Raw genomic sequence first — 26,601 nt, forward strand, 5'->3', positions numbered from 1 at the left:
GCCGGATGGCGGCTTTGCCTTATCCGGCCTACGGTTCATCCTCCGGTCAACACCCTACTTCACAGATATTCCCCGCATTTTTCGTACAACCTACCGCGCCGCGCCCAGAATTGGGTATTATTGAGCCATGTCGTTGTTAAGGAACTCCTCATGAAGCAAATCCGTATGCTGGCGCAGTATTACGTCGACCTGATGATGAAGCTGGGTCTGGTACGTTTCTCCCTGCTGCTGGCGCTGGCGCTGGTGGTGCTAGCCATCGTGGTACAAATGGCGGTGACCATGGTGCTGCATGGTCAGGTGGAAAGCATTGACGTTATCCGCTCCATCTTCTTTGGCCTTCTCATCACGCCGTGGGCGGTCTACTTCCTTTCCGTGGTGGTAGAACAGCTCGAGGAGTCGCGGCAACGACTGTCTCGTTTGGTGGAAAAACTCGAAGAGATGCGCGAGCGCGACCTGAAGCTAAATGTGCAGCTCAAGGACAATATTTCGCAGCTGAATCAGGAGATAAGCGACCGTGAAAAAGCCGAGGCCGAACGCTTGGCTACGCTGGAACAGCTAAAAGTCGAGATGCAGGAGCGTGAAGAGACGCAGATCCTTCTTGAGCAGCAGTCCTCCTTCCTGCGGTCTTTCCTCGATGCTTCGCCCGATCTGGTGTTCTATCGCAATGAAGATAAAGAGTTTTCTGGCTGCAACCGCGCCATGGAATTGCTGACCGGCAAAAGCGAGAAGCAACTGATCCACCTGCATCCTGAAGAGGTGTATAGCCCTGAAGCCGCGGCGAAAGTCATTGAAACGGATGAGAAAGTCTTCCGTCACAATGTTTCGCTGACCTACGAGCAGTGGCTTGATTATCCGGACGGACGCAAAGCCTGCTTTGAGATCCGCAAAGTGCCGTACTATGACCGTGTGGGTAAGCGCCATGGTCTGATGGGCTTTGGCCGCGACATCACCGAGCGTAAGCGTTATCAGGATGCGCTGGAACGCGCCAGCCGCGATAAAACCACCTTTATCTCCACCATCAGCCATGAGCTACGTACCCCGCTGAACGGCATCGTGGGCCTGAGCCGCATTCTGCTAGACACCCATTTGACCGCCGAGCAGGAAAAATACCTGAAAACCATCCATGTATCGGCGGTGACGCTAGGTAATATCTTCAACGATATTATTGATATGGACAAAATGGAACGTCGTAAAGTGCAACTGGATAACCAGCCTGTCGACTTTACCGGCTTCCTTGCCGATCTTGAAAACCTCTCCGGCCTACAGGCGCAGCAGAAAGGGCTGCGTTTCGTGATGGAGCCGACGCTGCCGCTGCCGCATAAAGTGATTACCGACGGCACTCGACTGCGCCAGATCCTGTGGAATTTGATCAGCAACGCGGTGAAATTCACCCAGCAGGGCAACGTGGTGGTACGTGTGCGCTACGATGCCGGCGATATGCTGCACTTCGAGGTTGAGGATTCCGGCATCGGTATCCCGCAGGAAGAGCAGGACAAAATCTTTGCCATGTATTACCAAGTCAAAGACAGCCAGGGCGGTAAACCGGCGACCGGGACCGGCATTGGTCTGGCGGTGTCGAAGCGTTTGGCGAAAAGCATGGGCGGGGATATTGAAGTCGCAAGCCAGCCTGGTCACGGCTCAACCTTTACTCTGACCGTACATGCTCCTGCTGTGGCGGAAGAAGTGGAAGATGCCTTTGAAGACGATGAGATGCCGCTGCCAGCGCTGCACGTGCTGTTGGTTGAGGATATCGAGCTGAACGTGATTGTCGCCCGCTCGGTGCTTGAAAAGCTGGGCAATAGCGTCGACGTCGCCATGACCGGCAAGGAGGCGCTGGAGAAATTCACGCCGGGTGAATATGACCTCGTGCTGCTGGATATACAACTGCCGGATATGACCGGTCTGGATATCTCCCGCGAGTTGACGAGTAAGTATCACGCCGACGATCTGCCGCCGCTGGTTGCGCTGACAGCTAACGTTCTGAAAGATAAAAAAGAATATATGGACGCAGGGATGGACGACGTGCTGAGCAAACCGCTCTCGGTACCGGCCCTGACGGCGATGATCAAGAAATTCTGGGATACCGTTGAAGACGAAAAGGAGAGTGCCGTGACCCCTGTTGAGAGTGGTAAATCGCAGCAACTGCTGGATATTGCAATGCTGGAACAGTACATCGAACTGGTTGGGCCGAAGCTGATTACCGATGGCCTGGCAGTGTTTGAGAAAATGATGCCAGGCTACCTTGCGGTGCTGGAATCGAACCTGACCGCCCGCGATAAGAAAGGCATTGTAGAAGAGGGTCATAAAATCAAAGGCGCCGCGGGTTCCATTGGTTTACGTCATCTGCAGCAACTTGGACAGCAGATCCAGTCGCCAGATTTACCGGCATGGTCAGATAACGTTGGTGAATGGGTTGAAGAGATGAAATCTGAGTGGCAGCACGATGTTGCGGTGCTCAAAGCGTGGGTTGCGGCCGCCGGAAAAAAATGACCCCGGCTTGACCGGGGTGCGCGAATACTGCGCCAACACCAGGGAACCGGTGGTTGCGTCAGATACTTGATATGATTTTGATTTTTTTGACACAACCTGAAAATACGATTGCACGCTCAATAAGATAGCAAATCTTAATATGTTTGTTACGTGAATCAGTAAAATGTGTGAACCATAGCGTCTAAATCAGAAATATTAATCAGCGTCAGAGGGTTAGCGTGAGGAAGATGGCTTTGAGGAAAGTAGCGGGGCTAAAACGTCTGTTAGGGCGTCTGTTGTTGCTGCTGGCGCTTTTCTGGGGCGGCGGCATTGCCCTGTTCAGCATTTTACCGGTTCCATTCTCAGCCGTGATGATTGAGCGTCAGCTGGGGGCGTGGCTCACGGGGAACTTCGGCTATGTCGCCCATTCCGATTGGGTGAGCATGGATGAGATATCGCCGTGGATGGGGTTGGCGGTGATAGCGGCGGAAGATCAGAAATTCCCGGAGCACTGGGGGTTTGATGTCTCGGCGATTGAGAAAGCGCTGGCCCACAATGAGCGCAACGAAAACCGTATTCGTGGTGCTTCTACGCTGTCACAGCAGACGGCAAAAAATCTGTTCCTATGGGATGGTCGCAACTGGGTCCGTAAGGGGCTAGAGGCCGGGCTGACGCTGGGCATTGAGACCGTCTGGAGCAAGAAGCGCATTTTGACCGTCTATCTGAACATTGCCGAATTTGGTGATGGAGTGTTTGGTGTAGAAGCCGCGTCCCAGCGCTATTTCCATAAGCCTGCCAGTAAAATGACGATGGCGGAAGCTGCGCTATTGGCCGCCGTGCTGCCTAACCCGATTCGCTTTAAGGCTAACGCACCGTCGGGTTACGTGCGCAGTCGTCAGGCGTGGATTTTACGCCAGATGCGGCAACTGGGCGGAGAAGGGTTTATGCGGGAGAATAAGCTTTATTAGCTGCAGGTGCAGTGAATTGTGTAGGCCTGATTAGCGTAGCGCCATCAGGCATGGTAAGGCATCGCTGTATTGCCGGATGGCGGCGTAAACGCCTTATCCGGCCTACGAGACTAGTCTTCGTCGAATCCGGCGTTAAACAGCGCAATCACCGCCGCCAGCGCTTCAACTTCCTGAGGTCCGGTGGCTTCGACTTCAATTTGGCGGCCTTTCGCCGAATCCAGCATCAGCAGCGCAATCACGCTGTTGGCTTCCGCTTCAGTGCCTTCATCGTTTCTCAGCAGTACCTCGGCGTCAAAATCCTGCATCAGTTCGAACAGCTTCATAGCTGGGCGCGCGTGCATGCCCAGCTTATTGGTGATTTCAACGGTCTGCTTTACGGTCATGATTTACGTTTTTCCAGCGTCCGATGACGAGACTGCACGTTCTTACCGCGTGAGCGGAAGTAGTCAGCCAGCTGTTCGGCAACATAGACCGAACGGTGCTTACCGCCGGTGCAACCAATGGCCACCGTCAAATAGCTACGGTTGTTGGTTTCCAGCATAGGTAACCATAGCTCAAGATAGCTGCGGGTCTGGTAAATAAAGTTGTGAACTTCTGTGTGGCGATCGAGGAAGGCGGCCACCGGTTTGTCGAGACCGGTCATTGGACGCAGCTTCGGGTCCCAGTGCGGGTTCGGCAGGAAGCGCACGTCAAAGACGTAATCAGCATCGATAGGGATACCGTGTTTGAAGCCGAAGGACTCAAACACCATCGTCAGTTCACGTTCACGTTTACCCAACAGGCGGGTGCGCAGCATTTCGGCCAGCTCATGGACGGACATTTCGGAAGTATCAACGATGAGATCAGCGCGTGAGCGCAGCGGCTCCAGCAGGTTGCTTTCTTCATCGATGGCGCTTTCCAGCGAGAGGTTTTTGCTCGACAGCGGGTGCAAACGGCGGGTGTCGCTGTAACGGCGAATCAGCGTGTTGCGATCGGCATCGAGGAACAGCAGCTGCGGCGAGAAGTTTTCCGGCAGATTATCCATCGCCCGCTCAAAGATTTCCGGAGATTCCGGCATGTTACGCACGTCGATACTGACCGCCGCTGAAATCTCACGGTCGGCCAGCGTTTTCGCCAGTTCCGGCAGCAGCACTACCGGCAGGTTATCGACGCAGTAAAAACCCATATCTTCCAGCGCGCGCAGGGCAACAGATTTGCCTGAGCCAGAGCGGCCGCTGACGATCATCAGTACCATGTACCGTCTCTCCTCAGTACGATGTGATGTCCACTATTCATCATCGTGGGTTTCCGTATCGGTGATGATTTGGTAAAGCTCTTCGTCGCTTTGCGCTGAGCGCAGGCGGCGACAAATGGTTTTATCCGCCAGACGTTTTGCCACCAACGACAGCGTATGCAGGTGGGTTTTCGTCTGATCGGCTGGCACCAGCAGGGCAAACAGTAAATCCACAGGCTGATTGTCAATGGCGTCAAAGGCAATTGGCGTTTCCAGTTGTACAAAAACGCCCACTGCGCGCAGCGTATCCTCTTCCAGTTTCCCGTGAGGAATAGCGATGCCATTGCCGATGCCAGTACTGCCCATCTTTTCACGGGTCAGGATGGCTTCGAACACCACCTGCGGAGGCAGGCTAAGCTGTTTAGCCGCCAGCTCGCTGATGATTTCCAGCGCACGTTTTTTACTCTGACAGTGCACGGCACTGCGGGTACATTCCTGGTTAAGGACGTTGCTCAGTTGAAGAGCTGAATCATTATTTGTCATAATTTCACCTAAGCACCGCCCGCCATACACAGGGCATAGCGGGCGGTAGCTCGGACAATCAGTGTTGTTTTAGTTTATCTTTGTGTTTATTCAACTGTCTCGACAGTTTGTCGATCAAGCCGTCGATGGCGGCGTACATATCTTTCCCTTCCGCACTGGCGTGAAGTTCGCCGCCGTTAACATGCAATGTTGCATCCGAGATGTGCGTCAATTTCTCCACTTTTAACACAATGTAGACCTGATTGATCCTCTCGAAATACTGTTCGAGCTTAACGAATTTCGCATTGACGAATTCGCGCATCGCATCGGTAATTTCGACGTTGTGTCCAGTGATGTTGAGCTGCATAGTGTCTTCCTTATCAGTAGAGTCAGACCAGCTGTTTACGCTGGTTTGACGGCGGGATGGATAAAGACTCTCGGTACTTTGCAACGGTACGCCGTGCCACCATGATACCCTGTTCAGAGAGCATGGTGGTCAGTTTACTGTCGCTCAGTGGTTTCGCGGGATTTTCCGCGGCAATCAATTTCTTCACCAACGCGCGGATAGCAGTAGACGAGGCTTCGCCGCCGCCTTCGGTGCTCACGTGACTGGAGAAGAAATACTTAAGCTCAAAAATGCCCCGTGGGCTATGCAAATACTTCTGCGTGGTGACACGCGAAATGGTGGACTCATGCATCTCGACGGTCTGGGCGATATCCGCCAGCACCATCGGTTTCATATATTCTTCGCCAAGATCGAAAAAGGCCTGCTGCTGTTCAACGATGCAGCGACTGACGCGTAAAAGCGTGTCATTACGGCTCTCAAGACTCTTTATAAGCCATTTAGCATCCTGCAGGTTACTGCGAATAAACTGGCTGTCGGCGTCATTGCGGGTGTTATTACACATGCCAGCGTAATGCTGGTTTATCTGCAAACGCGGAATGCTGTCGGCGTTAAGCTCAACCATCCAGCGACCGCTTACCTTGCGGACCAAAACGTCAGGGATCACGTATTCCGGCTCACCGGTTTGGATCGACTGGCCGGGGCGAGGATCTAACGATTGGATCAGGTCGACGGCTTCTTTCAACACGTCTTCTTTCAGACGGGTAACGCGCATCAACGAGCGGAAATCATGGTTGGCGAGAAGATCGAGATGATCGGAGATAATCAGCCGGGCCTCGGTAATTCGCGGCGTATCCGGGGAGAATTGTGACAGCTGGATCAGCAGGCAATCGCGCAGATCCTTGGCGGCAACACCCACTGGATCGAAGCGCTGGATGCGCTTAAGCACCGCTTCTACTTCATCAAGGCCTATTTCGTCATCGCCAATGCTTTCACGAATATCTTCCAGCGTAACGGTGAGATAGCCGGTTTCATCAACGGCATCAACGATAGATGTCGCAATTGCCCTGTCGGTTTCGGTAAACGGCGTTAGCTCGACCTGCCACATCAGATAGTCCTGCAAGGACTGGGTGGTTTCACCCTGATAGATTGGCAGTTCGTCGTCCTGATAATCAACTCCAGTGCCCGATGGCGTTCCGGCGGTGTAGATTTCATCCCAACTGGCGTCGAGCGGCAGCTCTTCGGGCATTTCCGTCTTTTCCAATGCATCGACGCTGTCGATAGTTTCGGCATCAACGGATTCCTGGGTTTCTACTTCCTCGTGAAGATCGGTTTGCTCAAGCAGGGGATTGCTGTCCAGTGCTTGCTGGAGTTCTTGCTGAAGTTCCAGCGTTGACAACTGCAACAGACGGATCGCCTGCTGCAACTGCGGCGTCATGGCAAGCTGTTGGCTGAGCCTTAATTGCAAACCTTGCTTCATGTTCAGAACGAATTTCTCCTGCTAACGTCGTTAACCATACCCTATCAGAGTCTGAAGTCTTCCCCAAGATACACGCGTTTAACATGTTCGTCTTGTAGGATCTCCTGAGGTGTTCCGTGGGCAATCAGATGCCCCTGGCTGACGATATAGGCGCGCTCACATACCGCGAGCGTTTCACGCACGTTATGGTCGGTGATAAGGACGCCAAGACCGCTGTCTCGCAGGTGTTCGATAATGCGTTTGATATCGATAACGGAAATCGGGTCGACACCGGCAAATGGTTCATCCAGCAGGATAAATTTTGGGTTTGCTGCCAGCGCACGGGCAATTTCTACGCGGCGACGTTCACCACCGGAGAGCGCCTGACCTAAGCTGTCGCGCAGGTGTTCGATGTGGAATTCTTCCATCAGCTCTTTCGCACGATCTTCACGCTGCTCATTGCTCAGATCGTCACGGATCTGTAGCACAGCCATCAAGTTGTCATAGACGCTCAGGCGGCGGAAAATAGAGGCTTCCTGCGGCAGATAGCCGATCCCGCGGCGCGCACGGGCGTGCAGCGGCAGCAGGCTGATATCTTCGTCATCGATGATGATATTGCCAGCGTCGCGTGGAACGATCCCGACCACCATGTAGAAGGTGGTGGTTTTACCTGCGCCGTTAGGCCCAAGCAGACCCACAATCTCACCGGAATTTACGGTCAGACTGACATCTTCCACGACGCGACGGCCTTTGTACGCCTTCGCGAGGTTTTTTGCAGTTAATGTCGCCATAACGAATTAGTTACTCTTCTTCTCGGCCGGGGCCTGGCTTTTGGATTTGTCCTGAATCTGTGACGGCACCAAAACGGTGGTCACGCGTTTGCCTTTGTCGCTAAACGCCTGCATCTTCTGCTCTTTGACCAAGTAGGTAATCTTGTCGCCTTTGATATTGCTATCCAACTGCTCAAGATAGGCGTTGCCGGTCAGCACCACGAAGTCGTTTTGCAGCTCATAGCGCATTTTCGACGCGTGGCCTTTCACCGGCTTGCCGTTGTCCTGCATTTGGTAGAAGGTCGCCGGATTGCCGTAGCCGTCGATGACCTCTTTACCTTTTTGATCCGCCGGGCGGGTCACGACCACTTTGTCGGCGTTAATTTTGATTGTGCCCTGAGTCACCACCACGTTGCCGGTGAAGGTCACGATGTTGCCCTGCATATCCAGCGACTGCTGATCGGATTCGATGTGAATCGGCTGATCGGTATCGCCGGTGACTGCCATGGCCGGCAGGCTAGCTGCCAGTAATGAAGCGGCGAGCGCCAGCTTAAGGCTGAGTTTGTTTGTTCTGAATTTCATAAGAGGTTCTAACCTTTTCAATCAGCTCGGCGGTTTTGCTGCGTAAATTGCCGCGCATTTTCAGGCCGCTGGAATTAAATGATGTTCCGTATAACGTCACAAGGTCGTCAGAGGCAACGTCCTGAGTAATCAGGTTAACCTGGGCATTATCCGTCGTAATCTTACGCAGTTGTGCATCTTCTGTCAGCGCGTTGATTTCAACGTGCCCATAAAGGTACAGCATGCGGTCGTTGGTCAGTTTGGCTTTATCCGCTTTAATCGACCAAGTTGGCACCTTGTTAGCGTCAAAGGTGGTTAATACCGGATGGGTAAACCACGACAGCGCTTGGTCGGAAAAATACTCCACATGTTCGGCGATTAACCGATAGCTGAGTGAGCCTTCCGGGCTGTATACCACGGTATCGGTATGTTCGCTTTGGTAGGTCGGGTCATTGGTGTTCACCACAAACTGGCTCGGGTCATCCTTGTCGGCAAGATTGAGGCCGATGAGGACCAGTGCCGCCAGCGACAGTAGAATGATAACCCAACGTCTGGTTTTACTCATATCGATTGCCCTTTGGCTTCGTCCAGCTTACCTTGCGCCAGCAGCAACAGGTCACATACTTCACGGACAGCACCACGACCGCCGGCAATACGCGTCACGTAATCTGCGCGCGGTAACAGCAGCGGGTGCGCATCGGCAACGGCGACGCTGAGGCCGATTTCCGCCATCACCGGCCAGTCGATCAAATCGTCACCCACGTAGGCGACTTCATCCGCTTGTAGATTCAGCTTCGCCAGCAGTTCACGGTAGGCGATGAGCTTATCCGATTGTCCTTGGTAGAGGTGAGTGATGCCAAGCGTAGCGCAGCGGTCTTCTAATAGTTTAGCTTTTCGCCCGGTAATAATCGCCACTTCGATACCGGAGGTGAGGGCGCAGCGAATACCGTAGCCGTCACGCACGTTGAAGGCTTTTAGCTCCTCACCGTTGTTGCCCATATAAATAAGGCCGTCCGAGAGCACCCCATCAACATCGAGGATCAGCAAACGAACTTTTTCCGCCCGCGCAATAAATTGTGGGCTCACCGGGCCGTAACAGGTGGCAACCGGGGCAACAGCATGACTCATTCTATATATCCTTGATTACACTACGCCTGCGCGCAGTAGATCGTGCATATGTATCACACCTAGCAGATGGTCGCCATCGGCAACCAACACGCAGGTGATATGACGTGACTGCATCAGGTTCAGGGCGTCAACCGCCAGAATACCTGGGCGAATGCGAATGCCGCCCGGCGTCATCACGTCGGCGATGCCGAGAGTGCGAACATCAACGCCGTTATCGAAGATCCGACGCAGGTCACCATCGGTGAAAATACCTTTAATCTGCATGTTGTCATCGCAGATGGCGGTCATCCCCAGGTTTTTACGGGTGATTTCCAGCAGCGCGTCGCGCAGTGACGCGTCTACGCTGACGTGCGGAATTTCGTCGCCAGTGTGCATGATATCGTTAACTCGCAACAGCAGCTTGCGGCCCAGTGCGCCACCGGGGTGCGACAGGGCAAAATCTTCTGCCGTGAAGCCACGGGCTTTTAACAATGCGACGGCAAGTGCGTCTCCCATGACCAGCGCAGCGGTAGTGCTGGTGGTGGGGGCCAGCCCTAACGGACAGGCTTCGCGGGGAACTTTTACGCACAGGTGGATATCGGCGGCGCGCCCCATGCTGCTATCTGGTCGGCTGGTCATGCAGATAAGCGGAACGCGCAGACGTTTTAGAACCGGGATTAGCGCGAGGATCTCATTGGACTCGCCTGAGTTGGACAGGGCGATAACCACATCCTGCGGCGTAACCATACCTAAGTCGCCGTGGGCCGCTTCGCCGGGATGGACGAAGAATGCCGAGGTGCCGGTGCTGGCAAACGTGGCCGCCATTTTACGACCAATATGCCCGGATTTGCCCATCCCCATCACCACGACTTTGCCGCTACAGTAGAAAATCTTCTCGCAGGCGTCGCTGAAATCTTGGTTAATGTATTGATCGAGCTGTTCCAGCCCTTCCCGTTCAATCTCCAGAACCTCTTTTCCTGCCTGCAGGAAATCGAAATTTGGCTGCAAATCTATTTGCGACATAGTGTTATCCCGATTCATTCGATGAAAAGCGGCGTGCCCCAATAGAGGAACGCCAGCCATGCCATAAATCCGCCGATTAACAGCAAGCCTGCACCACGGCCTATCTGGCGGCGGCGCCAGCACAGTAGGGCAAAAATAACGCTTACCGCTACCATCACGCCATAGTCTCGGCTGAACGCAAGTGGGTTAAACGCCCCGGGTGCGATCAGGGCAGGGATCCCCAAAACGATAGCGATATTAAAGAAATTTGAGCCGATGATATTGCCGACAGCAATATCATTTTCGCCTTTTCGCACGCCGGCAATTGCGGTGGCAAGCTCTGGTAGGCTGGTACCAAGCGCTACGATGGTCAGGCCAAGTGTCAGTTCACTCATGGCGAAATAGTTCGCCATTACCGTGGCGTTATCGATAACCATCCGGGTCGCCATTGGCATGATGATAAGCGCCACGCCGAGCCAGAGGCAGGCGACGGGCAATGAACCATCGCGCGGCAGCTCGGCTAGCTGCTCCTGCGTAAATTTGTCATTGCCTTGGCGTTCGGCCAACCGGGCTATTTTAATGATAAACAACAGCCACAGGACGGTGAGAATAATTAAAAACACGCCGTCCAGACGGGACAGTTCGCCATCATACAACACATACCCTGCCAGCAGGCTCACTACCAACATTAGCGGTATTTCGCGGCGCAGGATATCAGAATGCACGGTAAACGGCTGCAACACCGCGGTGAGCCCGAGGATCAATAGAATGTTGACGATATTGGATCCGATACCGGTACCGATGGCGACATCAACCTGCCCGTGAAGCGAGGCGGCGGCGGAAACAATTATTTCCGGGAGCGATGTGCCTATACTGACAACAGTCATGCCAATAATCAGCGGTGGGACCCCTAAAGCACGGCAAAGAATAGACGCGGAATACACCAGGCGGTCAGCGCTGTATACCACCAGAAGTAAACCAATAATTAACAGAGCCGTAGCTAAGAGCATCTAAAGTCCTTTATTCGGGTATAATCGCCGGTCCGCACCTCTGGACGTGACGAATTCCTAATTTTGACTTTATGCGCAGGAAAAGTAAAACAAATGCCAGATTTCGTTAACCAGAGCGGTTAGGATTCTGTAAGAATGCGGGGGCAAGCAGGAGTTTGCCCTACTTAAGGACCTGGAAAGGTAAGCCTATGAGCCAAAATCTAGCGAATCTGGTCGATATGCGTGACGTCACGTTTTCACGTGGCAGCCGCGTCATCTTCGACAACATATCGCTTTCGGTACCCCGCGGCAAAATCACCGCGATTATGGGGCCGTCGGGGATTGGCAAGACCACGCTGTTACGCCTTATCGGCGGGCAGATCCCCCCGAATAGCGGAGAGATCCTCTTTGATGGCGAGAACGTGCCTCAAATGTCGCGCTCCCGTCTTTATACCGTACGTAAGCGTATGAGCATGCTGTTTCAATCGGGAGCTCTGTTCACCGATCTGAACGTGTTTGATAACGTTGCTTACCCCATTCGCGAGCACACTAATTTGCCCGCGCCGCTGCTGAAAAGCACGGTGATGATGAAGCTGGAGGCCGTCGGCCTACGCGGTGCTGCAAAGCTGATGCCGTCTGAGCTTTCCGGTGGGATGGCGCGCCGCGCCGCGCTGGCGAGAGCCATTGCGCTAGAGCCGGACCTCATCATGTTTGATGAGCCGTTTGTTGGGCAGGACCCTATCACCATGGGCGTGTTGGTCAAGTTGATTTCTGAACTCAACAGTGCGCTGGGTGTCACCTGTATTGTGGTTTCCCACGATGTGCCTGAAGTTCTGAGCATTGCGGATTTCGCGTACATCATGGCAGACCAGAAAATCATCGCTCATGGTAGTGCAACCTCGTTGCAGGAAAATGCCGATCCTCGGGTGCGTCAGTTCCTCGACGGTATCGCTGATGGCCCGGTGCCATTCCGTTTTCCTGCGGGTGACTATCGCCGCGATCTCATCGGCACAGGGAGTTAAACGACTCATGCTGTTAAATGCACTGGCAGCGCTTGGACATCGCGGGATTAAGACCATCGCGACGTTTGGGCGGGCTGGATTAATGTTATTCAATGCCGTTGTTGGCAAGCCGGAGTTTCGCAAACATGCGCCGCTGCTGGTGCGACAACTGTACAACGTCGGCGTCCTTTCTTTGGTTATCATCATTGTGTCGGGCGTGTTTATCGGCATGGTGTTGGGGCTGCAAGGATATCTGGTGCTGACCACCTATAGCGCTGAGACCAGTCTCGGCATGCTGGTGGCGCTGTCGCTGCTACGTGAGCTGGGGCCGGTAGTCGCCGCGCTGCTGTTCGCTGGGCGCGCCGGGTCGGCGTTGACGGCGGAAATTGGCCTGATGCGCGCTACCGAGCAGCTCTCCAGTATGGAGATGATGGCGGTGGATCCGCTGCGCCGCGTCATCTCTCCTCGCTTCTGGGCCGGTGTGATTTCCCTGCCGCTGCTGACGATTATTTTCGTTGCCGTGGGCATCTGGGGCGGCTCATTGGTTGGCGTAAGCTGGAAGGGAATTGATGCCGGGTTCTTCTGGTCAGCGATGCAAAATGCGGTGGACTGGCGCCTTGATCTGGTGAACTGCCTGATTAAGAGCGTTGTTTTCGCCATTACGGTGACATGGATTGCGTTATTTAACGGTTACGATGCGATCCCCACTTCTGCCGGAATTAGCCGAGCGACCACCCGTACCGTGGTGCACGCGTCGCTGGCGGTTCTTGGGCTGGACTTTGTGCTGACGGCACTGATGTTTGGGAATTGAGTGAATGCAAACGAAAAAGAGTGAAATCTGGGTCGGTATTTTTCTGCTGGTTGCCCTGCTGGCGGCGCTGTTTATCTGCCTGAAAGCGGCAGATGTGTCGTCGATTAAGTCAGAGCCAACCTACCGCGTTTACGCGACCTTCGATAATATCGGTGGCCTGAAAAGCCGTTCACCGGTGCGGATTGGCGGCGTGGTCATCGGGCGGGTTGCCGATATCTCTCTGGATCCAAAAACCTACCTGCCGCGCGTCGCTATCGATATCGAAGACAGCTACAACCATATTCCAGATACCAGTTCTCTGGCTATTCGTACCTCGGGTCTGCTGGGTGAACAGTACTTAGCGCTGAACGTGGGCTTTGAAGATCCTGAGCTGGGAACGTCTATCCTTAAAGATGGCAGCATTATTCAGGACACCAAATCGGCGATGGTACTTGAAGACCTGATCGGTCAGTTCCTTTACAACAGCAAAGGCAGTGACAATCAGAATTCAGGCGATGCGAAGGATTCAACCGATGGACATACTGATACGACGGCGCCTGCAACTGGCTCGACGAATTAATCTCAGGAGATACTTGTTATGTTTAAACGTTTACTGATGGTCGCCATGCTGGTGATTGCTCCATTAACGGCAGCCACTGCCGCAGATCAGACTAACCCTTACAAGCTGATGAACGAAGCAGCGCAGAAGACGTTCGACCGCCTGAAAAATGAACAGCCTAAGATTCGTTCAAACCCAAACTACCTGCGCGATATCGTTGACCAAGAGCTGCTGCCGTATGTGCAGGTGAAATACGCCGGTGCGCTGGTGCTGGGTCGCTACTACAAAGATGCTACCCCGGCGCAGCGTGAAGCCTACTTCATCGCTTTCCGTGAATATCTGAAACAGGCCTACGGTCAGGCGCTGGCGATGTACCATGGTCAGACCTATCAGGTCGCTCCGGAGCAGGCGCTGGGCGATGCGACTATCATTCCAATCCGCGTCACCATCAACGATCCGAATGGCCGCCCGCCGGTGCGCTTGGATTTCCAGTGGCGTAAAAATACCCAGACGGGTAACTGGCAGGCTTACGACATGATTGCTGAAGGGGTGAGCATGATCACCACTAAGCAAAATGAGTGGAGCGATCTACTGCGTACCAAGGGCATCGATGGCCTGACCGCACAGCTGAAATCCATCTCTGCACAGCCGATCACCCTGGAACAGAAAAAATAATGGCCGAACAGTTAAGCTGGACGCGCGACGGTGAACGCTTGTCGCTGCACGGTGAACTGGATCAGGACTTTCTGGTCTCCCTTTGGGATGCCAGAATGGACGCTACGCAGGGTGTGTCGACTATCGATCTTAGCGGTTTGAGCCGCGTCGATACTGCGGGCTTGGCATTGTTAGTGCACCTTGTAGACCTGATTCGCGCTCAAGGTCGTACGGCGAATCTGGAAGGCGTGAGCGAAAAAGTGGTTACGCTAAAAGGGCTGTATAATCTGCCAGAAGATATGATCCCTTAAAAATTTCAGTGCGTTATTGCTTCCGTTATTCTTAAAGCCCCATCAATCTCAATGATGGGGCTTTTTGCTTGTTTAAGACTGCGCCACTTTCCTCTAAGATGTGGGGCTGTTTTCACTCTCAAATGAAATGCGAACCTATGGAAAATAATGAAATTCAGACCGTGCTGATGAATGCACTCTCCCTTCAGGAAGTTCTCGTTTCTGGTGATGGCAGCCACTTCCAAGTGATTGCTGTGGGTGAGATGTTTGATGGCATGAGCCGGGTCAAGAAGCAGCAGACTATCTACGGCCCGCTGATGGAGTATCTTGCGGATAACCGCATCCATGCCCTTTCGATCAAAGCGTATACCCCGCAAGAGTGGGCGCGCGATCGCAAACTCAACGGTTTTTGAGCCTAGGGAAAAGTGGCATCACTTTTCCGTTGGCGAACGTGAATACTTAACAGAGATTAGATTTGATGGATAAATTTCGTGTGCAGGGGCCGACTCGCCTTCAGGGTGAGGTCACCATTAGCGGTGCTAAGAATGCTGCCCTGCCGATTCTTTTTGCCGCTTTGCTGGCAGAAGAGCCGGTTGAGATTCAGAACGTACCAAAACTGAAAGACGTTGATACTTCCATGAAGCTGCTGACGCAGCTGGGTGCGAAGGTTGAGCGTAATGGTTCGGTATGGATTGACGCAGGCCCGGTTGACGTATTCTGTGCGCCATACGAGCTGGTGAAAACCATGCGTGCCTCTATCTGGGCGCTGGGTCCGCTGGTGGCGCGTTTTGGTCAGGGTCAGGTTTCCCTGCCCGGCGGCTGCACCATCGGCGCGCGTCCGGTTGACCTGCACATCTCTGGCCTTGAGCAGTTAGGCGCAGAAATCAAGCTGGAAGAAGGCTATGTCAAAGCATCCGTCAATGGTCGCCTGAAAGGTGCACACATCGTGATGGACATGGTCAGCGTCGGCGCGACCGTCACTATCATGAGCGCCGCCACGCTTGCAGAAGGCACCACCATCATTGAAAACGCCGCGCGCGAGCCGGAAATCGTCGATACGGCGAACTTCCTCAACGCGATGGGCGCGAAAGTGACGGGGCAGGGCAGCGACCGTATCACTATCGAAGGCGTGAAACGTTTGGGCGGCGGTACCTACCGTGTCCTGCCAGACCGTATTGAAACCGGCACCTTCCTGGTTGCCGCGGCTATTTCCGGTGGCAAAATTGTTTGCCGTAACGCTCAGCCGGACACCCTGGATGCTGTACTGGCGAAACTGCGTGAAGCGGGTGCTGACATTGAAGTGGGTGAAGACTGGATTAGTCTGGATATGCACGGCAAGCGACCAAAAGCGGTCAACGTGCGTACTGCGCCACACCCGGCTTTCCCGACGGATATGCAGGCTCAGTTCACTTTGCTGAATATGGTGGCTGAAGGCACCGGTGTTATCACCGAAACGGTCTTCGAAAACCGCTTCATGCACATTCCAGAACTTATCCGCATGGGCGCACGTGCGGAAATCGAAAGCAACACTGCAATTTGCCACGGCGTTGAGCAACTCTCTGGTGCTCAGGTTATGGCAACCGACCTGCGCGCTTCGGCAAGCTTGGTTCTGGCTGGCTGTATTGCTCAGGGCACCACGATCGTAGATCGTATCTATCACATCGATCGTGGCTATGAGCGTATTGAAGACAAGCTGAGTGCGTTAGGCGCGAATATCGAACGTATCAAAGGCGAGTAATCGTTTTTCGTTGTTAAACGCCCTCTGGCTTGTCCTGAGGGCGTTATTTCTTTTCTTTAGGCTGGCGCATCGCCCGCGTTCTGTCGATAAATTCATGAGTGATGGGATCGTGATAGCGCGATGGCCAAATCACCCACGGTTCAGTCCCCAACGCTTTAGCAATAATCACTTCACCTTTCGGCCATGGGCGCGAGAGCACATTGGCTAACGTCGATGAACTGAGGCCGTTTTTGCGTGATTCTGCGGCCATTGATGTGCCTTTTTTATGTAACCCCGCGATAATATCTGCCGGATGCCAGTCGGTATACGTTTCCATACTTCCTCCCTGAGAGCGGTGTTTAAATCGCCATATTGAGCGAAGTATGTACTGTATCGTAATTTTCAATATGATTCTAAAATGTTCTTGTAAGATGTTTAAAATTCGGAAAAAGTTAATTTTTCCTTGTTGAAAGGCGGGTTAATGGCTTGAGGGAAACTTCCCGCGTGAGACGCGGGAAGGGGTTAACGATCGCGCTGAACGGCGATATGGGCAAGCGCGATGAGCGCGTCACGCCATGGGCTATCGGGCAGCGGTGCCAGGGCGGCAATCGCTTTATCGGCTTCTTCTTCAGCACGCTGGAGCGTCCATACTAAAGAGCCACAGGCCGCCATTGCTTCAAGCACCGGCTCAAGCAGGTGTCGACCGTTGCCTTGTTCAATTGCGCCACGAATCATCAGCGCCTGTTCCGGCGTACCGTTGCGCATGGCGTGTAGCAATGGCAATGTCGGTTTGCCTTCATTGAGATCGTCGCCGACATTCTTGCCTAGCGTTTCGCCATCGGCGCTGTAATCGAGCAAATCATCGATTAACTGGAAAGCAGTACCGAGATAGCGCCCATAGTCCTGTAGGCCTTTTTCTTGCTCCGCAGAGCAATCAGCGAGCAGACCTGAGCACTGAGCGGCGGCTTCAAACAGACGCGCGGTCTTACTGTAGATCACGCGCATGTAGTTCTCTTCGGTGATGTCCGGATCGTTGACGTTCATCAACTGCAGAACTTCACCTTCGGCGATAACGTTGACCGCTTCGGACATGACTTCCAGCACTTTCAATGAACCGAGGCTGGTCATCATTTGAAAAGCGCGGGTATAGATAAAGTCGCCAACCAGCACGCTGGCAGCATTACCGAACGCTGCGTTCGCTGTGGCTTTGCCACGGCGCATGTCTGACTCATCCACGACATCGTCGTGCAGCAGCGTCGCGGTATGTATAAATTCGATCAGTGCGGCAATTCTGACGTGGGCATTGCCCTGATAGCCCACGGCACGAGCGGCCAGTACGGCAATCATCGGACGGATCCGTTTTCCACCGCCGCTGACAATGTAATAGCCAAGCTGATTAATCAACTGGACGTCCGAGTTGAGCTGCTCAAGAATCGTCGCATTGACACCCGCCATATCCTGCGCGGTTAACTCATTGATTTGTTGTAGATTCATCGCGAAAGCCGGGCTTAATGTCCTGTTTACCACTTATCCATATGGGATAACGAAGGTTATACGTTAGCGTTGTAGGTATGATTGTACTGAAAAAACGGCTCAGATAAACGTTGTCGTGCCGGTTGTGTTTTTTTTCTGCATCTGTTGATGGTAGCACTTGTCAAAGGCTCGCGTTTTGCGTAATATTCGCGCCCTATTGTGAATATTTATAGCGCACTCTGAATCATACAAAGTTGTGCGCGGAAGCGGAGTTTATATGTACGCGGTTTTCCAAAGTGGTGGTAAACAACACCGAGTAAGCGAAGGTCAGACCGTTCGCCTGGAAAAGCTGGACATCGCAACTGGCGAATCTGTTGAATTCGCTGAAGTTCTGATGATCGCAAACGGTGAAGAAGTCAAAATCGGCGTTCCTTTCGTTGATGGCGGCGTAATCAAAGCTGAAGTTGTTGCTCATGGTCGTGGCGAGAAAGTTAAAATCGTTAAGTTTCGTCGTCGTAAACACTACCGTAAGCAGCAAGGCCATCGTCAGTGGTTCACTGATGTGAAAATCACTGGCATCAGCGCTTAAGTTAAGGGGAGCAGATTAAATGGCACATAAAAAGGCTGGTGGCTCGACTCGTAACGGTCGCGACTCAGAAGCTAAACGTCTTGGCGTAAAACGCTTCGGCGGCGAATCCGTTCTGGCTGGTAGCATCATCGTTCGTCAACGTGGTACTCAGTTCCACGCTGGTTCTAACGTAGGCTGCGGCAAAGACCACACTCTGTTTGCTAAGGCAGACGGTAAAGTGAAATTCGAAGTGAAAGGCCCGAAAAACCGTCGTTTTATCAGCATTGTTGCTGAATAAGTTTTTCGCGTCCCGGTAACGGATGAAAGCCCCGCAACGTGTTGCGGGGCTTTTTACATTCGACGCCAGGAAAACTCGGGAAAGGGAATCCGATATGAAGCAGCAAGCGGGTATTGGTATTCTTCTGGCGCTCACGACAGCAATTTGCTGGGGAGCCTTACCGATTGCCATGAAACAGGTTCTGGAAGTGATGGAACCACCTACCGTTGTGTTCTACCGCTTCTTGATGGCGACCTGTGGCCTAGGCCTCATTTTGTCATGGAAGCGAAAGCTTCCTTCCTTGAAGATTTTCCGCAATCCGCGATGGCTGGTGCTACTGCTGATTGCTACCGGGGGCTTGTTCGGCAACTTCGTCCTGTTCAGTTCATCGCTGCAGTACGTGAGCCCAACGGCGTCCCAGGTTATTGGTCAACTCTCGCCTGTAGGGATGATGGTTGCCAGCGTCTTCATTCTTAAAGAGAAGATGCGCGGCACGCAGATAATCGGCGCTATCATGCTTGTCTGCGGCCTGCTGATGTTTTTCAACACCAGCTTGATAGAAATCTTTACCCGTCTTACCGACTATACCTGGGGCGTTATCTTCGGGGTCGGGGCGGCGATGGTCTGGGTGAGTTACGGCGTTGCGCAGAAGGTGTTATTGCGACGCATGGCTTCGCAGCAGATCCTTTTTTTATTGTACACTTTATGTACGATAGCGCTGCTGCCGTTAGCAAAGCCTGAAGTGATTGGGAAACTGAGCGACTGGCAGCTGGCCTGCCTGATCTTTTGTGGCCTGAACACACTGGTCGGTTACGGGGCGCTGGCGGAAGCTATGGCGCGCTGGCAGGCGGCACAAGTAAGCGCGTTAGTGACGCTTACCCCCTTGTTTACACTGTTATTTTCAGATGTATTATCAATGGCCTGGCCCGATTTCTTCGCCCGACCGATGTTGAACCTTTTAGGTTACCTCGGTGCGTTTATCGTGGTTGCGGGCGCGATGTATTCCGCCATTGGTCATCGTCTTTGGGGACGGTGGCGTAAGCGTGAAGCGGTTGTTTCGTTACCCCGCGCAGGCGAATGATTTACGGAGAGTAAAATGAAGTTTGTTGATGAAGCAACGATCCTGGTCGTAGCAGGTGATGGCGGTAATGGTTGCGTAAGCTTCCGCCGTGAAAAATATATTCCACGCGGTGGTCCGGATGGTGGCGATGGTGGCGACGGCGGCGACGTCTGGATGGAAGCCGACGAAAACCTGAACACCCTGATTGACTACCGTTTCGAAAAATCTTTCCGCGCTGAACGTGGTCAGAACGGCGCGAGCCGCGATTGTACCGGTAAGCGTGGTAAAGACGTCACCATTAAGGTGCCGGTCGGTACGCGTGTTATCGATCAGGGCACTGGCGAAACCATGGGCGATATGACCAAACACGGTCAGCGTCTGATGGTTGGCAAGGGCGGTTGGCACGGTCTGGGTAACACCCGTTTTAAATCCTCTGTTAACCGTACGCCGCGTCAGAAGACGATGGGTACACCAGGTGATAAACGCGATCTGCAGCTGGAGCTGATGCTGCTGGCGGACGTCGGGATGCTGGGCATGCCGAATGCCGGTAAATCGACCTTTATCCGCTCTGTATCTGCGGCGAAACCAAAAGTGGCGGATTATCCGTTTACTACGCTGGTTCCAAGCCTCGGCGTCGTGCGTGTCGATAACGAGAAGAGCTTCGTGGTTGCCGACATTCCAGGCCTGATTGAAGGCGCATCAGAAGGCGCGGGCTTAGGTATCCGGTTCCTGAAACACCTCGAGCGCTGCCGCGTGCTGCTGCACATTATCGATATTGATCCGATTGACGGTTCCGATCCGGCTGAAAACGCCCGCATCATCATTGGTGAGCTGGAGAAGTACAGCGAGAAGCTGGCAAGCAAGCCACGTTGGTTGGTCTTCAACAAGATCGATACGATGGATAAAGCTGAAGCAGAAGCGAAAGCGAAGGCAATTGCCGAAGCAATGGGTTGGGAAGAAAAATACTACCTGATCTCTGCGGCAAGCCAGATTGGCGTGAAAGATCTGTGCTGGGACGTGATGAACTTTATCATCGAGAACCCAATTGTTCAGGCTCAAGAAGCGAAGCAGCCTGAGAAAGTCGAATTCATGTGGGATGACTACCACCGTCAGCAGCTTGACGAAGTGGCGGCCGAAGCGGAAGAAGACGACGAAGATTGGGATGACGATTGGGATGAAGACGACGAAGAAGGCGTTGAGTTCATCTACAAGCGTTAATGCCCTTGCCGGATGGCGCTAGCGCTTATCCAGCCTACAAAAGCCAACGGGCCGCATTTGCGGCCCGTTTTGTTATGTGCGTGTAGGCCGGATAAGACGCGTTAGCGTCGCCATCCGGCACTAAGGTGCTCAGTTATTCTGATAAATATCTTTGTACAGACGGCTTTCGAAGCGCACCAGCGGAATACGGCGGTTACGCTGATCGGCAGGCGATACCGCATAGCCAGACAGATACTGTACGAACGCCATGCGTTGCCCGCTGGCTGTCGTGATAAATCCTGCCAGGTTGTACACGCCCTGTAATGAGCCCGTCTTCGCCGACACCTTGCCATCGACGCCCGCCTGATGCAGACCAGCACGGTACTGCAAGGAACCGTCGTGTCCGGCGAGTGGCAGCATGGAGATAAAGTCCAGTTCGTTGTCATGCTGCGCAATGTATTGCAGTGCCTGCATCATCGTCGCCGGGGCAATCAGATTATGTCGCGACAGCCCGGAACCATCAGCAATGATGGTGTTACCGAGATCGACGCCGGCTTGTTGACGGAGGATCTGTCGCACCGCATCGGATCCCGCACGCCAAGTGCCAGGCACGCCGAAGCGCGCATGGCCAATCATGCGGAACACGGTATCGGCGATCATGTTGTCCGACTTTTTCAGCATAATCTTCAGTAAGTCATGAAGCTGCGCCGACTGCTTGCTGGCAATCACGGTGCCGGGTTCGTTGACGAGGGTTTGTCGCAGCAATGTGCCGGAATAGGTGATCCCCGCCTGCTTTAACTCGTCTTTGATAATCGCTCCGGCGTAACTGGCGCCGTCCTGAATCGCAAACGCTAAAGGCAGCGGGTCCGCGCGCTGCGGCAAACATCCGGTCAGCGTAAAGCGATTGAGATCGCCGGGCACCACGTCTAACTCGCAGTACTGCGCATCCGGTGAGCCTTTGGCCAGTGTACGGACCTGGCTAAACATGGTGACCGGATAGTAGGACGCGATGCGAATAAAGGCCATATCATTGGCTTTTTGGGCGCTGTAGAGCGAAATAGAGAAGCAGTTACGGTCGATGATTGCCGCCGCCGGTGGTGCGCTAAAACACTGCGTCATATCGTTCCACGGCCACCCTGGGGCTTTATCGTGGCTGGCAAAAATAGAAGTATCGATGAGTATGTTACCCTCGATATTCTGCACGCCAGATTTTTTCAGCGTTGCCACCATATTGCGAATATCCTGACGTTTTAGCGTCGGATCGCCGCCGAATCGTGCAATAAGGTCACCTTTTAGCGTTCCGTTATCCACACTGCCTTTGGTTTCAAGTGTGGTGGTAAAACGGAAATCAGGTCCAAGCTGTAATAGCGCCGCCAGCGCGGTCAGAACCTTTTGCGTACTGGCAGGCAATGCCATCTGCTGGCCGTGATAATCAATGATTGGCGCAGGCGCGCCCACTTTCTGCACCAAAAGCGCGAGGTTGGCCCCGGCGGGAAGTTGATTGATATATTCATCAACATTCGCAGCCTGAACGCTAAACGCTACGCTGGTAGTCAATCCGATGATAAATCTGGAAAATCGCATAATCTCGCGCTAACAACCTGGAAACAAGCCGTCATACTACGGCGCAACGCCCTGTAAAGTAAACGATGACCCGTAGTGAACTTCAGGGTAAAATGCACATCAAATTAAAAATTACTGCTGACCTGGGGCTTTGCACCCGGGTCGGTTTTCTTTTGCTTCTGGCCTGGTGTTGATAGTGGCCCAGGCGGGCTTAACAGCCGGGGCGGCATGAACCGCTCCCTACAGGAACGTTTAAGAGGTATAACGATGCAAGCTATTCCGATGACCCTGCGTGGGGCTGAAAAACTGCGGGAAGAACTGGATTTTCTCAAGTCCGTACGTCGCCCGGAAATCATCGCGTCCATCGCTGAAGCGCGCGAGCACGGTGACCTGAAAGAGAACGCTGAGTACCATGCTGCCCGTGAGCAGCAGGGTTTTTGCGAAGGTCGTATCAAGGATATCGAAGCCAAACTGTCTAACGCGCAGGTTATCGATATCACCAAAATACCTAACAACGGCCGCGTGATCTTTGGCGCCACTGTGAAAGTATTGAACCTTGATAACGATGAAGAACAAACCTACCGTATCGTGGGTGATGACGAAGCTGACTTCAAACAGAACCTGATTTCTGTGAACTCACCGATTGCTCGCGGCCTGATTGGCAAAGAGCAGGATGACGTTGTCGTTATCCGTACGCCGGGCGGGGAAGTTGAGTTTGAAATCATCGAAGTGGATTATCAGTAACTTTTGTTCGACACTCAAAATGTTGATTGAGTGTAAAGAAAAGAAAAAGGCCGCATAGCGGCCTTTTATCAAGCTTAAGAGCGTGGCATGTTGCTAGCCCTCGTAAAGAAAATCCCTCATTTAACACAATGTTGTGTCAGAAATTAGGATATTCTTAACGTGGCAACGAGATTTTGCGTTCTTTACTAGGGCGGTAAAGCACCAGCATTTTACCGATGACCTGTACGTTACAGGCGCCGGTTTCGCGCACGATAGCGTCCACGATCAAAGTTTTAGTCTCTCTGTCTTCCGAGGCGACTTTCACCTTGATAAGTTCATGGTGCCCTAACGCTTGTTCAATCTCGGCCAGTACCCCTTCGGTCAAACCATTGTTGCCAAGCATAACTACCGGCTTGAGCGGATGTGCCAGACCTTTTAGGTGCTGTTTTTGTTTAGTACTCAGATTCATCGTATATTTTTTGCTTACGTTGGGATTGAAAACGGGTCATTCTACCGCCATCTCCCTAATATCGCCAAATGGCGCGTAGAAATTTACATCAAAGGTTACGATGAACTGTCCCGATGGGAATGTTAAATGACAGGTAAAAAGCGTTCTGCCAGCTCAAGCCGCTGGCTACAGGAACACTTTAGCGATAAATATGTTCAAGAGGCACAGAAAAAGGGGTTACGTTCCCGTGCCTGGTTTAAACTTGATGAAATACAGCAAAGTGACAAACTTTTTAAACCGGGGATGACGGTAGTTGACCTCGGTGCTGCGCCAGGAGGCTGGTCACAGTACGTGGTCACGCAGATTGGTGGCAAAGGCCGCATCATTGCTTGCGATCTTTTACCTATGGATCCAATCGTTGGTGTGGACTTCCTTCAAGGCGATTTTCGTGATGAACTCGTGGTGAAGGCATTACTGGAACGTGTAGGTGACAGTAAAGTACAAGTTGTCATGTCAGATATGGCACCAAACATGAGCGGAACGCCGGCGGTTGACATCCCCCGGGCCATGTATCTGGTGGAACTGGCGCTTGAAATGGCTCGTGATGTGTTAGCGCCGGGCGGAAATTTTGTAGTGAAAGTGTTCCAGGGCGAAGGTTTCGATGAGTATCTAAGGGAAATTCGCTCCCTGTTTACGAAGGTCAAAGTTCGTAAGCCGGACTCTTCTCGTGCGCGTTCACGTGAAGTGTACATTGTAGCGACCGGGCGAAAACCATAACCGGAAGATTTCAAACGAAAGTTTGAATGAGGCTGGATATAGCGTATCCTGACGCTGTTTTTAACACAGTTGTAATAAGAGGTTAATCCCTTGAGTGACATGGCGAAAAACCTAATACTCTGGCTGGTCATTGCCGTTGTGCTGATGTCAGTATTCCAGAGCTTTGGGCCCAGCGAATCGAACAGCCACAAGGTGGATTATTCTACCTTCCTGCAAGAGGTCAATAACGACCAGGTTCGCGAAGCGCGTATCAACGGACGTGAGATCAACGTTACCAAGAAAGATAGTAACCGTTACACGACCTACCTTCCGGTTAACGATCCGAAGCTGCTTGACAACCTGCTGACGAAAAACGTCAAAGTGGTTGGCGAACCGCCTGAAGAGCCAAGCCTGCTGGCTTCTATCTTCATTTCTTGGTTCCCTATGCTGCTGCTGATCGGTGTCTGGATCTTCTTTATGCGCCAAATGCAGGGCGGCGGTGGCAAAGGTGCCATGTCGTTCGGTAAGAGCAAGGCGCGTATGCTGACAGAAGACCAGATTAAAACCACCTTTGCCGACGTTGCAGGCTGCGACGAAGCCAAAGATGAGGTAGCTGAACTGGTTGAATACCTGCGTGAACCGAGCCGTTTCCAGAAACTGGGCGGTAAGATCCCGAAAGGCGTCCTGATGGTCGGCCCTCCTGGTACCGGTAAAACGCTGCTGGCGAAAGCGATCGCTGGCGAAGCGAAAGTGCCGTTCTTCACCATTTCCGGTTCTGACTTCGTGGAAATGTTCGTCGGTGTCGGTGCATCTCGTGTGCGTGACATGTTCGAACAGGCCAAGAAAGCCGCGCCGTGCATCATCTTCATCGATGAAATCGACGCCGTAGGCCGCCAACGTGGCGCGGGTCTGGGCGGTGGTCATGATGAACGTGAGCAAACGCTGAACCAGATGCTGGTTGAGATGGATGGCTTCGAAGGTAACGAAGGTATCATCGTTATCGCCGCGACTAACCGTCCTGACGTACTTGACCCAGCGCTGCTGCGTCCAGGCCGTTTCGACCGTCAGGTTGTGGTCGGTCTGCCAGACGTTCGTGGTCGTGAACAGATTCTGAAAGTACACATGCGTCGCGTACCGCTGTCTCCGGACATTGATGCGGCAATCATTGCCCGCGGTACTCCTGGCTTCTCCGGTGCAGACCTGGCGAACTTGGTCAACGAAGCGGCCCTGTTTGCTGCACGTGGCAACAAGCGCGTGGTATCGATGGTTGAATTCGAAAAAGCGAAAGACAAAATCATGATGGGTGCGGAACGTCGCTCCATGGTGATGACGGAAGCGCAGAAAGAATCTACCGCGTACCATGAAGCAGGCCATGCGATTATCGGTCGCCTGGTGCCGGAACACGATCCGGTGCATAAAGTGACCATTATCCCGCGCGGTCGTGCGCTGGGTGTGACCTTCTTCCTACCTGAAGGCGACGCGATTAGCGCCAGCCGTCAGAAACTGGAAAGCCAGATCTCCACTCTGTACGGCGGTCGTCTGGCGGAAGAGATTATTTACGGCGTTGAGCATGTTTCTACCGGTGCGTCGAACGACATTAAAGTCGCGACCAACCTGGCACGTAACATGGTGACCCAATGGGGCTTCTCCGACAAACTCGGTCCGCTGCTGTACGCGGAAGAAGAGGGTGAGGTGTTCTTGGGCCGTTCTGTTGCCAAAGCGAAACATATGTCCGATGAAACGGCTCGTATTATCGACCAAGAAGTGAAATCGCTCGTTGAACGTAACTACAATCGCGCGCGTCAGCTTCTGAACGACAATATGGACATTCTGCATTCGATGAAAGATGCGCTCATGAAATATGAGACTATCGATGCACCGCAGATCGATGACCTGATGGCTCGTCGTGATGTACGTCCGCCAGCCGGCTGGGAAGACACGGGTTCATCCAACAATTCTGGCAGCAATGGCTCCACGCCAACTGCGCCACGTCCGGTTGACGAACCACGTGCACCAGACTCTGGCACCATGTCAGAGCAGCTGGGCGACAAATAAGTTCTCCCTTGTGGATGACTGTGCATCACCTGAAACCCTGGGGCTTGCCCCGGGGTTTTTCTATTTA

The 26,601-nt window shown here is 53.1% G+C and carries 31 protein-coding genes; 16 read left to right on the forward strand and 15 right to left on the reverse strand.

Translation table 11 applies throughout. The features are described 5' to 3' along the window. Nucleotides 1-150 precede the first annotated feature (150 nt). Together arcB and mtgA are read left to right on the forward strand one after the other, a co-directional pair. Nucleotides 151-2,490, forward strand: a complete 2,340-nt coding sequence (arcB, locus tag AB4K05_RS00260) for an aerobic respiration two-component sensor histidine kinase ArcB (RefSeq protein ID WP_368478074.1) — start codon at nucleotides 151-153, stop codon at nucleotides 2,488-2,490. 227 nt (nucleotides 2,491-2,717) lie between these two features. Beyond that, nucleotides 2,718-3,437, forward strand: a complete 720-nt coding sequence (gene mtgA, locus AB4K05_RS00265; RefSeq protein ID WP_368478075.1) for a monofunctional biosynthetic peptidoglycan transglycosylase — start codon at nucleotides 2,718-2,720, stop codon at nucleotides 3,435-3,437. 110 nt (nucleotides 3,438-3,547) lie between these two features. Here the strand turns inward: mtgA and npr are convergent, their stop codons facing one another. The 11 genes from npr to AB4K05_RS00320 are packed head-to-tail and all read right to left on the reverse strand — an operon-like array spanning nucleotide 3,548 to nucleotide 11,424. Continuing rightward, complete coding sequence (gene npr / locus AB4K05_RS00270) at nucleotides 3,548-3,820, reverse strand: PTS phosphocarrier protein NPr (RefSeq protein ID WP_052283608.1); 273 nt, start codon at nucleotides 3,818-3,820, stop codon at nucleotides 3,548-3,550. Beyond that, nucleotides 3,817-4,671 (reverse strand): RNase adapter RapZ, encoded by an 855-nt coding sequence (gene rapZ, locus AB4K05_RS00275; RefSeq protein WP_368478076.1) that lies wholly within the window; start codon nucleotides 4,669-4,671, stop codon nucleotides 3,817-3,819. Before rapZ ends, npr begins: the two co-directional genes overlap by 4 nt. Before the next feature lie 33 nt (nucleotides 4,672-4,704). Then, entirely contained in the window at nucleotides 4,705-5,193 is a 489-nt protein-coding gene (ptsN, locus tag AB4K05_RS00280) for a PTS IIA-like nitrogen regulatory protein PtsN (RefSeq protein ID WP_061281622.1), read from the reverse strand. A gap of 58 nt (nucleotides 5,194-5,251) precedes the next feature. Continuing rightward, complete coding sequence (hpf, locus tag AB4K05_RS00285) at nucleotides 5,252-5,539, reverse strand: ribosome hibernation promoting factor (protein ID WP_368478077.1); 288 nt, start codon at nucleotides 5,537-5,539, stop codon at nucleotides 5,252-5,254. A 22-nt stretch (nucleotides 5,540-5,561) separates the two neighbouring features. Beyond that, nucleotides 5,562-6,995, reverse strand: a complete 1,434-nt coding sequence (gene rpoN / locus AB4K05_RS00290) for an RNA polymerase factor sigma-54 (RefSeq protein WP_368478078.1) — start codon at nucleotides 6,993-6,995, stop codon at nucleotides 5,562-5,564. A gap of 44 nt (nucleotides 6,996-7,039) precedes the next feature. After that, the gene (gene lptB / locus AB4K05_RS00295) at nucleotides 7,040-7,765 is read right to left on the reverse strand and encodes an LPS export ABC transporter ATP-binding protein (RefSeq protein ID WP_035891167.1); all 726 of its coding nucleotides are present in this window, start codon (nucleotides 7,763-7,765) and stop codon (nucleotides 7,040-7,042) included. 6 nt (nucleotides 7,766-7,771) lie between these two features. After that, entirely contained in the window at nucleotides 7,772-8,326 is a 555-nt protein-coding gene (gene lptA / locus AB4K05_RS00300; protein ID WP_368478079.1) for a lipopolysaccharide ABC transporter substrate-binding protein LptA, read from the reverse strand. Beyond that, nucleotides 8,295-8,870, reverse strand: a complete 576-nt coding sequence (gene lptC / locus AB4K05_RS00305) for an LPS export ABC transporter periplasmic protein LptC (RefSeq protein WP_368478080.1) — start codon at nucleotides 8,868-8,870, stop codon at nucleotides 8,295-8,297. Before lptC ends, lptA begins: the two co-directional genes overlap by 32 nt. Beyond that, the gene (gene kdsC, locus AB4K05_RS00310; protein WP_368478081.1) at nucleotides 8,867-9,433 is read right to left on the reverse strand and encodes a 3-deoxy-manno-octulosonate-8-phosphatase KdsC; all 567 of its coding nucleotides are present in this window, start codon (nucleotides 9,431-9,433) and stop codon (nucleotides 8,867-8,869) included. Before kdsC ends, lptC begins: the two co-directional genes overlap by 4 nt. A gap of 15 nt (nucleotides 9,434-9,448) precedes the next feature. Then, on the reverse strand, nucleotides 9,449-10,435 hold the full coding sequence (gene kdsD, locus AB4K05_RS00315; protein ID WP_368478082.1) for an arabinose-5-phosphate isomerase KdsD: 987 nt from the start codon (nucleotides 10,433-10,435) through the stop codon (nucleotides 9,449-9,451). Between the two features lie 14 nt (nucleotides 10,436-10,449). Continuing rightward, the gene (locus tag AB4K05_RS00320) at nucleotides 10,450-11,424 is read right to left on the reverse strand and encodes a calcium/sodium antiporter (protein ID WP_368478083.1); all 975 of its coding nucleotides are present in this window, start codon (nucleotides 11,422-11,424) and stop codon (nucleotides 10,450-10,452) included. 188 nt (nucleotides 11,425-11,612) lie between these two features. Here AB4K05_RS00320 and mlaF point away from each other — a divergent pair, with 188 nt between their 5' ends. The 7 genes from mlaF (at nucleotide 11,613) to murA (ending at nucleotide 16,435) form a co-directional block, all read left to right on the forward strand. Further along, nucleotides 11,613-12,425 (forward strand): phospholipid ABC transporter ATP-binding protein MlaF, encoded by an 813-nt coding sequence (gene mlaF / locus AB4K05_RS00325; RefSeq protein WP_368478084.1) that lies wholly within the window; start codon nucleotides 11,613-11,615, stop codon nucleotides 12,423-12,425. Nucleotides 12,426-12,432: 7 nt separating this feature from the next. Beyond that, entirely contained in the window at nucleotides 12,433-13,215 is a 783-nt protein-coding gene (mlaE, locus tag AB4K05_RS00330; RefSeq protein WP_052283629.1) for a lipid asymmetry maintenance ABC transporter permease subunit MlaE, read from the forward strand. A gap of 4 nt (nucleotides 13,216-13,219) precedes the next feature. After that, entirely contained in the window at nucleotides 13,220-13,774 is a 555-nt protein-coding gene (gene mlaD, locus AB4K05_RS00335; RefSeq protein WP_368478085.1) for an outer membrane lipid asymmetry maintenance protein MlaD, read from the forward strand. Between the two features lie 18 nt (nucleotides 13,775-13,792). Continuing rightward, a complete protein-coding gene (gene mlaC / locus AB4K05_RS00340; protein WP_368478086.1) occupies nucleotides 13,793-14,428 on the forward strand; it encodes a phospholipid-binding protein MlaC in 636 nt (211 codons plus the stop codon). Further along, a complete protein-coding gene (gene mlaB / locus AB4K05_RS00345; RefSeq protein WP_368478087.1) occupies nucleotides 14,428-14,718 on the forward strand; it encodes a lipid asymmetry maintenance protein MlaB in 291 nt (96 codons plus the stop codon). The genes mlaC and mlaB overlap by 1 nt, the downstream gene beginning before the upstream one ends. A 137-nt stretch (nucleotides 14,719-14,855) precedes the next feature. Next, nucleotides 14,856-15,110: a BolA family iron metabolism protein IbaG gene (ibaG, locus tag AB4K05_RS00350; protein ID WP_035891140.1), complete on the forward strand. Its 255-nt coding sequence runs from the start codon at nucleotides 14,856-14,858 to the stop codon at nucleotides 15,108-15,110. Nucleotides 15,111-15,175: 65 nt separating this feature from the next. Next, complete coding sequence (gene murA / locus AB4K05_RS00355) at nucleotides 15,176-16,435, forward strand: UDP-N-acetylglucosamine 1-carboxyvinyltransferase (RefSeq protein WP_368478088.1); 1,260 nt, start codon at nucleotides 15,176-15,178, stop codon at nucleotides 16,433-16,435. 43 nt (nucleotides 16,436-16,478) lie between these two features. Here murA and sfsB read toward each other — a convergent pair whose 3' ends face one another. Both sfsB and ispB read right to left on the reverse strand, forming a co-directional pair. Beyond that, entirely contained in the window at nucleotides 16,479-16,751 is a 273-nt protein-coding gene (gene sfsB / locus AB4K05_RS00360) for a DNA-binding transcriptional regulator SfsB (RefSeq protein ID WP_368478089.1), read from the reverse strand. 185 nt (nucleotides 16,752-16,936) lie between these two features. Next, entirely contained in the window at nucleotides 16,937-17,908 is a 972-nt protein-coding gene (gene ispB / locus AB4K05_RS00365) for an octaprenyl diphosphate synthase (protein ID WP_368478090.1), read from the reverse strand. Between the two features lie 256 nt (nucleotides 17,909-18,164). Here ispB and rplU point away from each other — a divergent pair, with 256 nt between their 5' ends. From rplU to cgtA, 4 genes are all read left to right on the forward strand, one after another. Beyond that, the gene (rplU, locus tag AB4K05_RS00370; RefSeq protein WP_003025032.1) at nucleotides 18,165-18,476 is read left to right on the forward strand and encodes a 50S ribosomal protein L21; all 312 of its coding nucleotides are present in this window, start codon (nucleotides 18,165-18,167) and stop codon (nucleotides 18,474-18,476) included. Between the two features lie 19 nt (nucleotides 18,477-18,495). Continuing rightward, a complete protein-coding gene (rpmA, locus tag AB4K05_RS00375; protein ID WP_052283637.1) occupies nucleotides 18,496-18,753 on the forward strand; it encodes a 50S ribosomal protein L27 in 258 nt (85 codons plus the stop codon). Between the two features lie 94 nt (nucleotides 18,754-18,847). Further along, nucleotides 18,848-19,813, forward strand: a complete 966-nt coding sequence (locus AB4K05_RS00380; protein WP_368478091.1) for a DMT family transporter — start codon at nucleotides 18,848-18,850, stop codon at nucleotides 19,811-19,813. A 15-nt stretch (nucleotides 19,814-19,828) separates the two neighbouring features. Next, nucleotides 19,829-21,010, forward strand: coding sequence for an Obg family GTPase CgtA (gene cgtA / locus AB4K05_RS00385; RefSeq protein ID WP_368478092.1), 1,182 nt, complete (start codon nucleotides 19,829-19,831; stop codon nucleotides 21,008-21,010). A 129-nt stretch (nucleotides 21,011-21,139) separates the two neighbouring features. On the opposite strand, the gene dacB is transcribed toward cgtA, so the two are convergent. Continuing rightward, nucleotides 21,140-22,573, reverse strand: a complete 1,434-nt coding sequence (gene dacB / locus AB4K05_RS00390; RefSeq protein WP_368478093.1) for a serine-type D-Ala-D-Ala carboxypeptidase — start codon at nucleotides 22,571-22,573, stop codon at nucleotides 21,140-21,142. Nucleotides 22,574-22,819: 246 nt separating this feature from the next. On the opposite strand from dacB, the gene greA reads away from it, so the two are divergent. Beyond that, nucleotides 22,820-23,296, forward strand: coding sequence for a transcription elongation factor GreA (gene greA / locus AB4K05_RS00395; protein ID WP_368478094.1), 477 nt, complete (start codon nucleotides 22,820-22,822; stop codon nucleotides 23,294-23,296). 154 nt (nucleotides 23,297-23,450) lie between these two features. Here greA and yhbY read toward each other — a convergent pair whose 3' ends face one another. Then, on the reverse strand, nucleotides 23,451-23,744 hold the full coding sequence (yhbY, locus tag AB4K05_RS00400) for a ribosome assembly RNA-binding protein YhbY (protein ID WP_368478095.1): 294 nt from the start codon (nucleotides 23,742-23,744) through the stop codon (nucleotides 23,451-23,453). A 126-nt stretch (nucleotides 23,745-23,870) separates the two neighbouring features. Here yhbY and rlmE point away from each other — a divergent pair, with 126 nt between their 5' ends. Further along, the gene (gene rlmE, locus AB4K05_RS00405) at nucleotides 23,871-24,500 is read left to right on the forward strand and encodes a 23S rRNA (uridine(2552)-2'-O)-methyltransferase RlmE (protein WP_052283642.1); all 630 of its coding nucleotides are present in this window, start codon (nucleotides 23,871-23,873) and stop codon (nucleotides 24,498-24,500) included. Nucleotides 24,501-24,599: 99 nt separating this feature from the next. Further along, complete coding sequence (gene ftsH / locus AB4K05_RS00410; protein WP_368478096.1) at nucleotides 24,600-26,534, forward strand: ATP-dependent zinc metalloprotease FtsH; 1,935 nt, start codon at nucleotides 24,600-24,602, stop codon at nucleotides 26,532-26,534. Nucleotides 26,535-26,601: the final 67 nt, after the last annotated feature.

Source organism: Kluyvera sp. STS39-E (assembly GCF_040932435.1).
Classification (GTDB): domain Bacteria; phylum Pseudomonadota; class Gammaproteobacteria; order Enterobacterales; family Enterobacteriaceae; genus Kluyvera.

What these genes read in the sequence shown, in the direction of transcription:
- murA (WP_368478088.1), top strand. Translation starts at nt 15,176, where the DNA reads ATGGATAAATTTCGTGTGCAGGGGCCGACTCGCCTTCAGGGTGAGGTC.
- mlaD (WP_368478085.1), top strand. Translation starts at nt 13,220, where the DNA reads ATGCAAACGAAAAAGAGTGAAATCTGGGTCGGTATTTTTCTGCTGGTT.
- AB4K05_RS00380 (WP_368478091.1), top strand. Translation starts at nt 18,848, where the DNA reads ATGAAGCAGCAAGCGGGTATTGGTATTCTTCTGGCGCTCACGACAGCA.
- cgtA (WP_368478092.1), top strand. Translation starts at nt 19,829, where the DNA reads ATGAAGTTTGTTGATGAAGCAACGATCCTGGTCGTAGCAGGTGATGGC.
- greA (WP_368478094.1), top strand. Translation starts at nt 22,820, where the DNA reads ATGCAAGCTATTCCGATGACCCTGCGTGGGGCTGAAAAACTGCGGGAA.
- rlmE (WP_052283642.1), top strand. Translation starts at nt 23,871, where the DNA reads ATGACAGGTAAAAAGCGTTCTGCCAGCTCAAGCCGCTGGCTACAGGAA.
- AB4K05_RS00320 (WP_368478083.1), bottom strand. Translation starts at nt 11,424, where the DNA reads ATGCTCTTAGCTACGGCTCTGTTAATTATTGGTTTACTTCTGGTGGTA.
- yhbY (WP_368478095.1), bottom strand. Translation starts at nt 23,744, where the DNA reads ATGAATCTGAGTACTAAACAAAAACAGCACCTAAAAGGTCTGGCACAT.
- rpoN (WP_368478078.1), bottom strand. Translation starts at nt 6,995, where the DNA reads ATGAAGCAAGGTTTGCAATTAAGGCTCAGCCAACAGCTTGCCATGACG.
- lptC (WP_368478080.1), bottom strand. Translation starts at nt 8,870, where the DNA reads ATGAGTAAAACCAGACGTTGGGTTATCATTCTACTGTCGCTGGCGGCA.
- rapZ (WP_368478076.1), bottom strand. Translation starts at nt 4,671, where the DNA reads ATGGTACTGATGATCGTCAGCGGCCGCTCTGGCTCAGGCAAATCTGTT.
- npr (WP_052283608.1), bottom strand. Translation starts at nt 3,820, where the DNA reads ATGACCGTAAAGCAGACCGTTGAAATCACCAATAAGCTGGGCATGCAC.
- rpmA (WP_052283637.1), top strand. Translation starts at nt 18,496, where the DNA reads ATGGCACATAAAAAGGCTGGTGGCTCGACTCGTAACGGTCGCGACTCA.
- ibaG (WP_035891140.1), top strand. Translation starts at nt 14,856, where the DNA reads ATGGAAAATAATGAAATTCAGACCGTGCTGATGAATGCACTCTCCCTT.
- kdsD (WP_368478082.1), bottom strand. Translation starts at nt 10,435, where the DNA reads ATGTCGCAAATAGATTTGCAGCCAAATTTCGATTTCCTGCAGGCAGGA.
- mlaC (WP_368478086.1), top strand. Translation starts at nt 13,793, where the DNA reads ATGTTTAAACGTTTACTGATGGTCGCCATGCTGGTGATTGCTCCATTA.
- mlaE (WP_052283629.1), top strand. Translation starts at nt 12,433, where the DNA reads ATGCTGTTAAATGCACTGGCAGCGCTTGGACATCGCGGGATTAAGACC.
- dacB (WP_368478093.1), bottom strand. Translation starts at nt 22,573, where the DNA reads ATGCGATTTTCCAGATTTATCATCGGATTGACTACCAGCGTAGCGTTT.
- arcB (WP_368478074.1), top strand. Translation starts at nt 151, where the DNA reads ATGAAGCAAATCCGTATGCTGGCGCAGTATTACGTCGACCTGATGATG.
- mlaB (WP_368478087.1), top strand. Translation starts at nt 14,428, where the DNA reads ATGGCCGAACAGTTAAGCTGGACGCGCGACGGTGAACGCTTGTCGCTG.
- ispB (WP_368478090.1), bottom strand. Translation starts at nt 17,908, where the DNA reads ATGAATCTACAACAAATCAATGAGTTAACCGCGCAGGATATGGCGGGT.
- kdsC (WP_368478081.1), bottom strand. Translation starts at nt 9,433, where the DNA reads ATGAGTCATGCTGTTGCCCCGGTTGCCACCTGTTACGGCCCGGTGAGC.
- rplU (WP_003025032.1), top strand. Translation starts at nt 18,165, where the DNA reads ATGTACGCGGTTTTCCAAAGTGGTGGTAAACAACACCGAGTAAGCGAA.
- ftsH (WP_368478096.1), top strand. Translation starts at nt 24,600, where the DNA reads ATGGCGAAAAACCTAATACTCTGGCTGGTCATTGCCGTTGTGCTGATG.
- sfsB (WP_368478089.1), bottom strand. Translation starts at nt 16,751, where the DNA reads ATGGAAACGTATACCGACTGGCATCCGGCAGATATTATCGCGGGGTTA.
- lptB (WP_035891167.1), bottom strand. Translation starts at nt 7,765, where the DNA reads ATGGCGACATTAACTGCAAAAAACCTCGCGAAGGCGTACAAAGGCCGT.
- mtgA (WP_368478075.1), top strand. Translation starts at nt 2,718, where the DNA reads ATGGCTTTGAGGAAAGTAGCGGGGCTAAAACGTCTGTTAGGGCGTCTG.
- ptsN (WP_061281622.1), bottom strand. Translation starts at nt 5,193, where the DNA reads ATGACAAATAATGATTCAGCTCTTCAACTGAGCAACGTCCTTAACCAG.
- lptA (WP_368478079.1), bottom strand. Translation starts at nt 8,326, where the DNA reads ATGAAATTCAGAACAAACAAACTCAGCCTTAAGCTGGCGCTCGCCGCT.
- mlaF (WP_368478084.1), top strand. Translation starts at nt 11,613, where the DNA reads ATGAGCCAAAATCTAGCGAATCTGGTCGATATGCGTGACGTCACGTTT.
- hpf (WP_368478077.1), bottom strand. Translation starts at nt 5,539, where the DNA reads ATGCAGCTCAACATCACTGGACACAACGTCGAAATTACCGATGCGATG.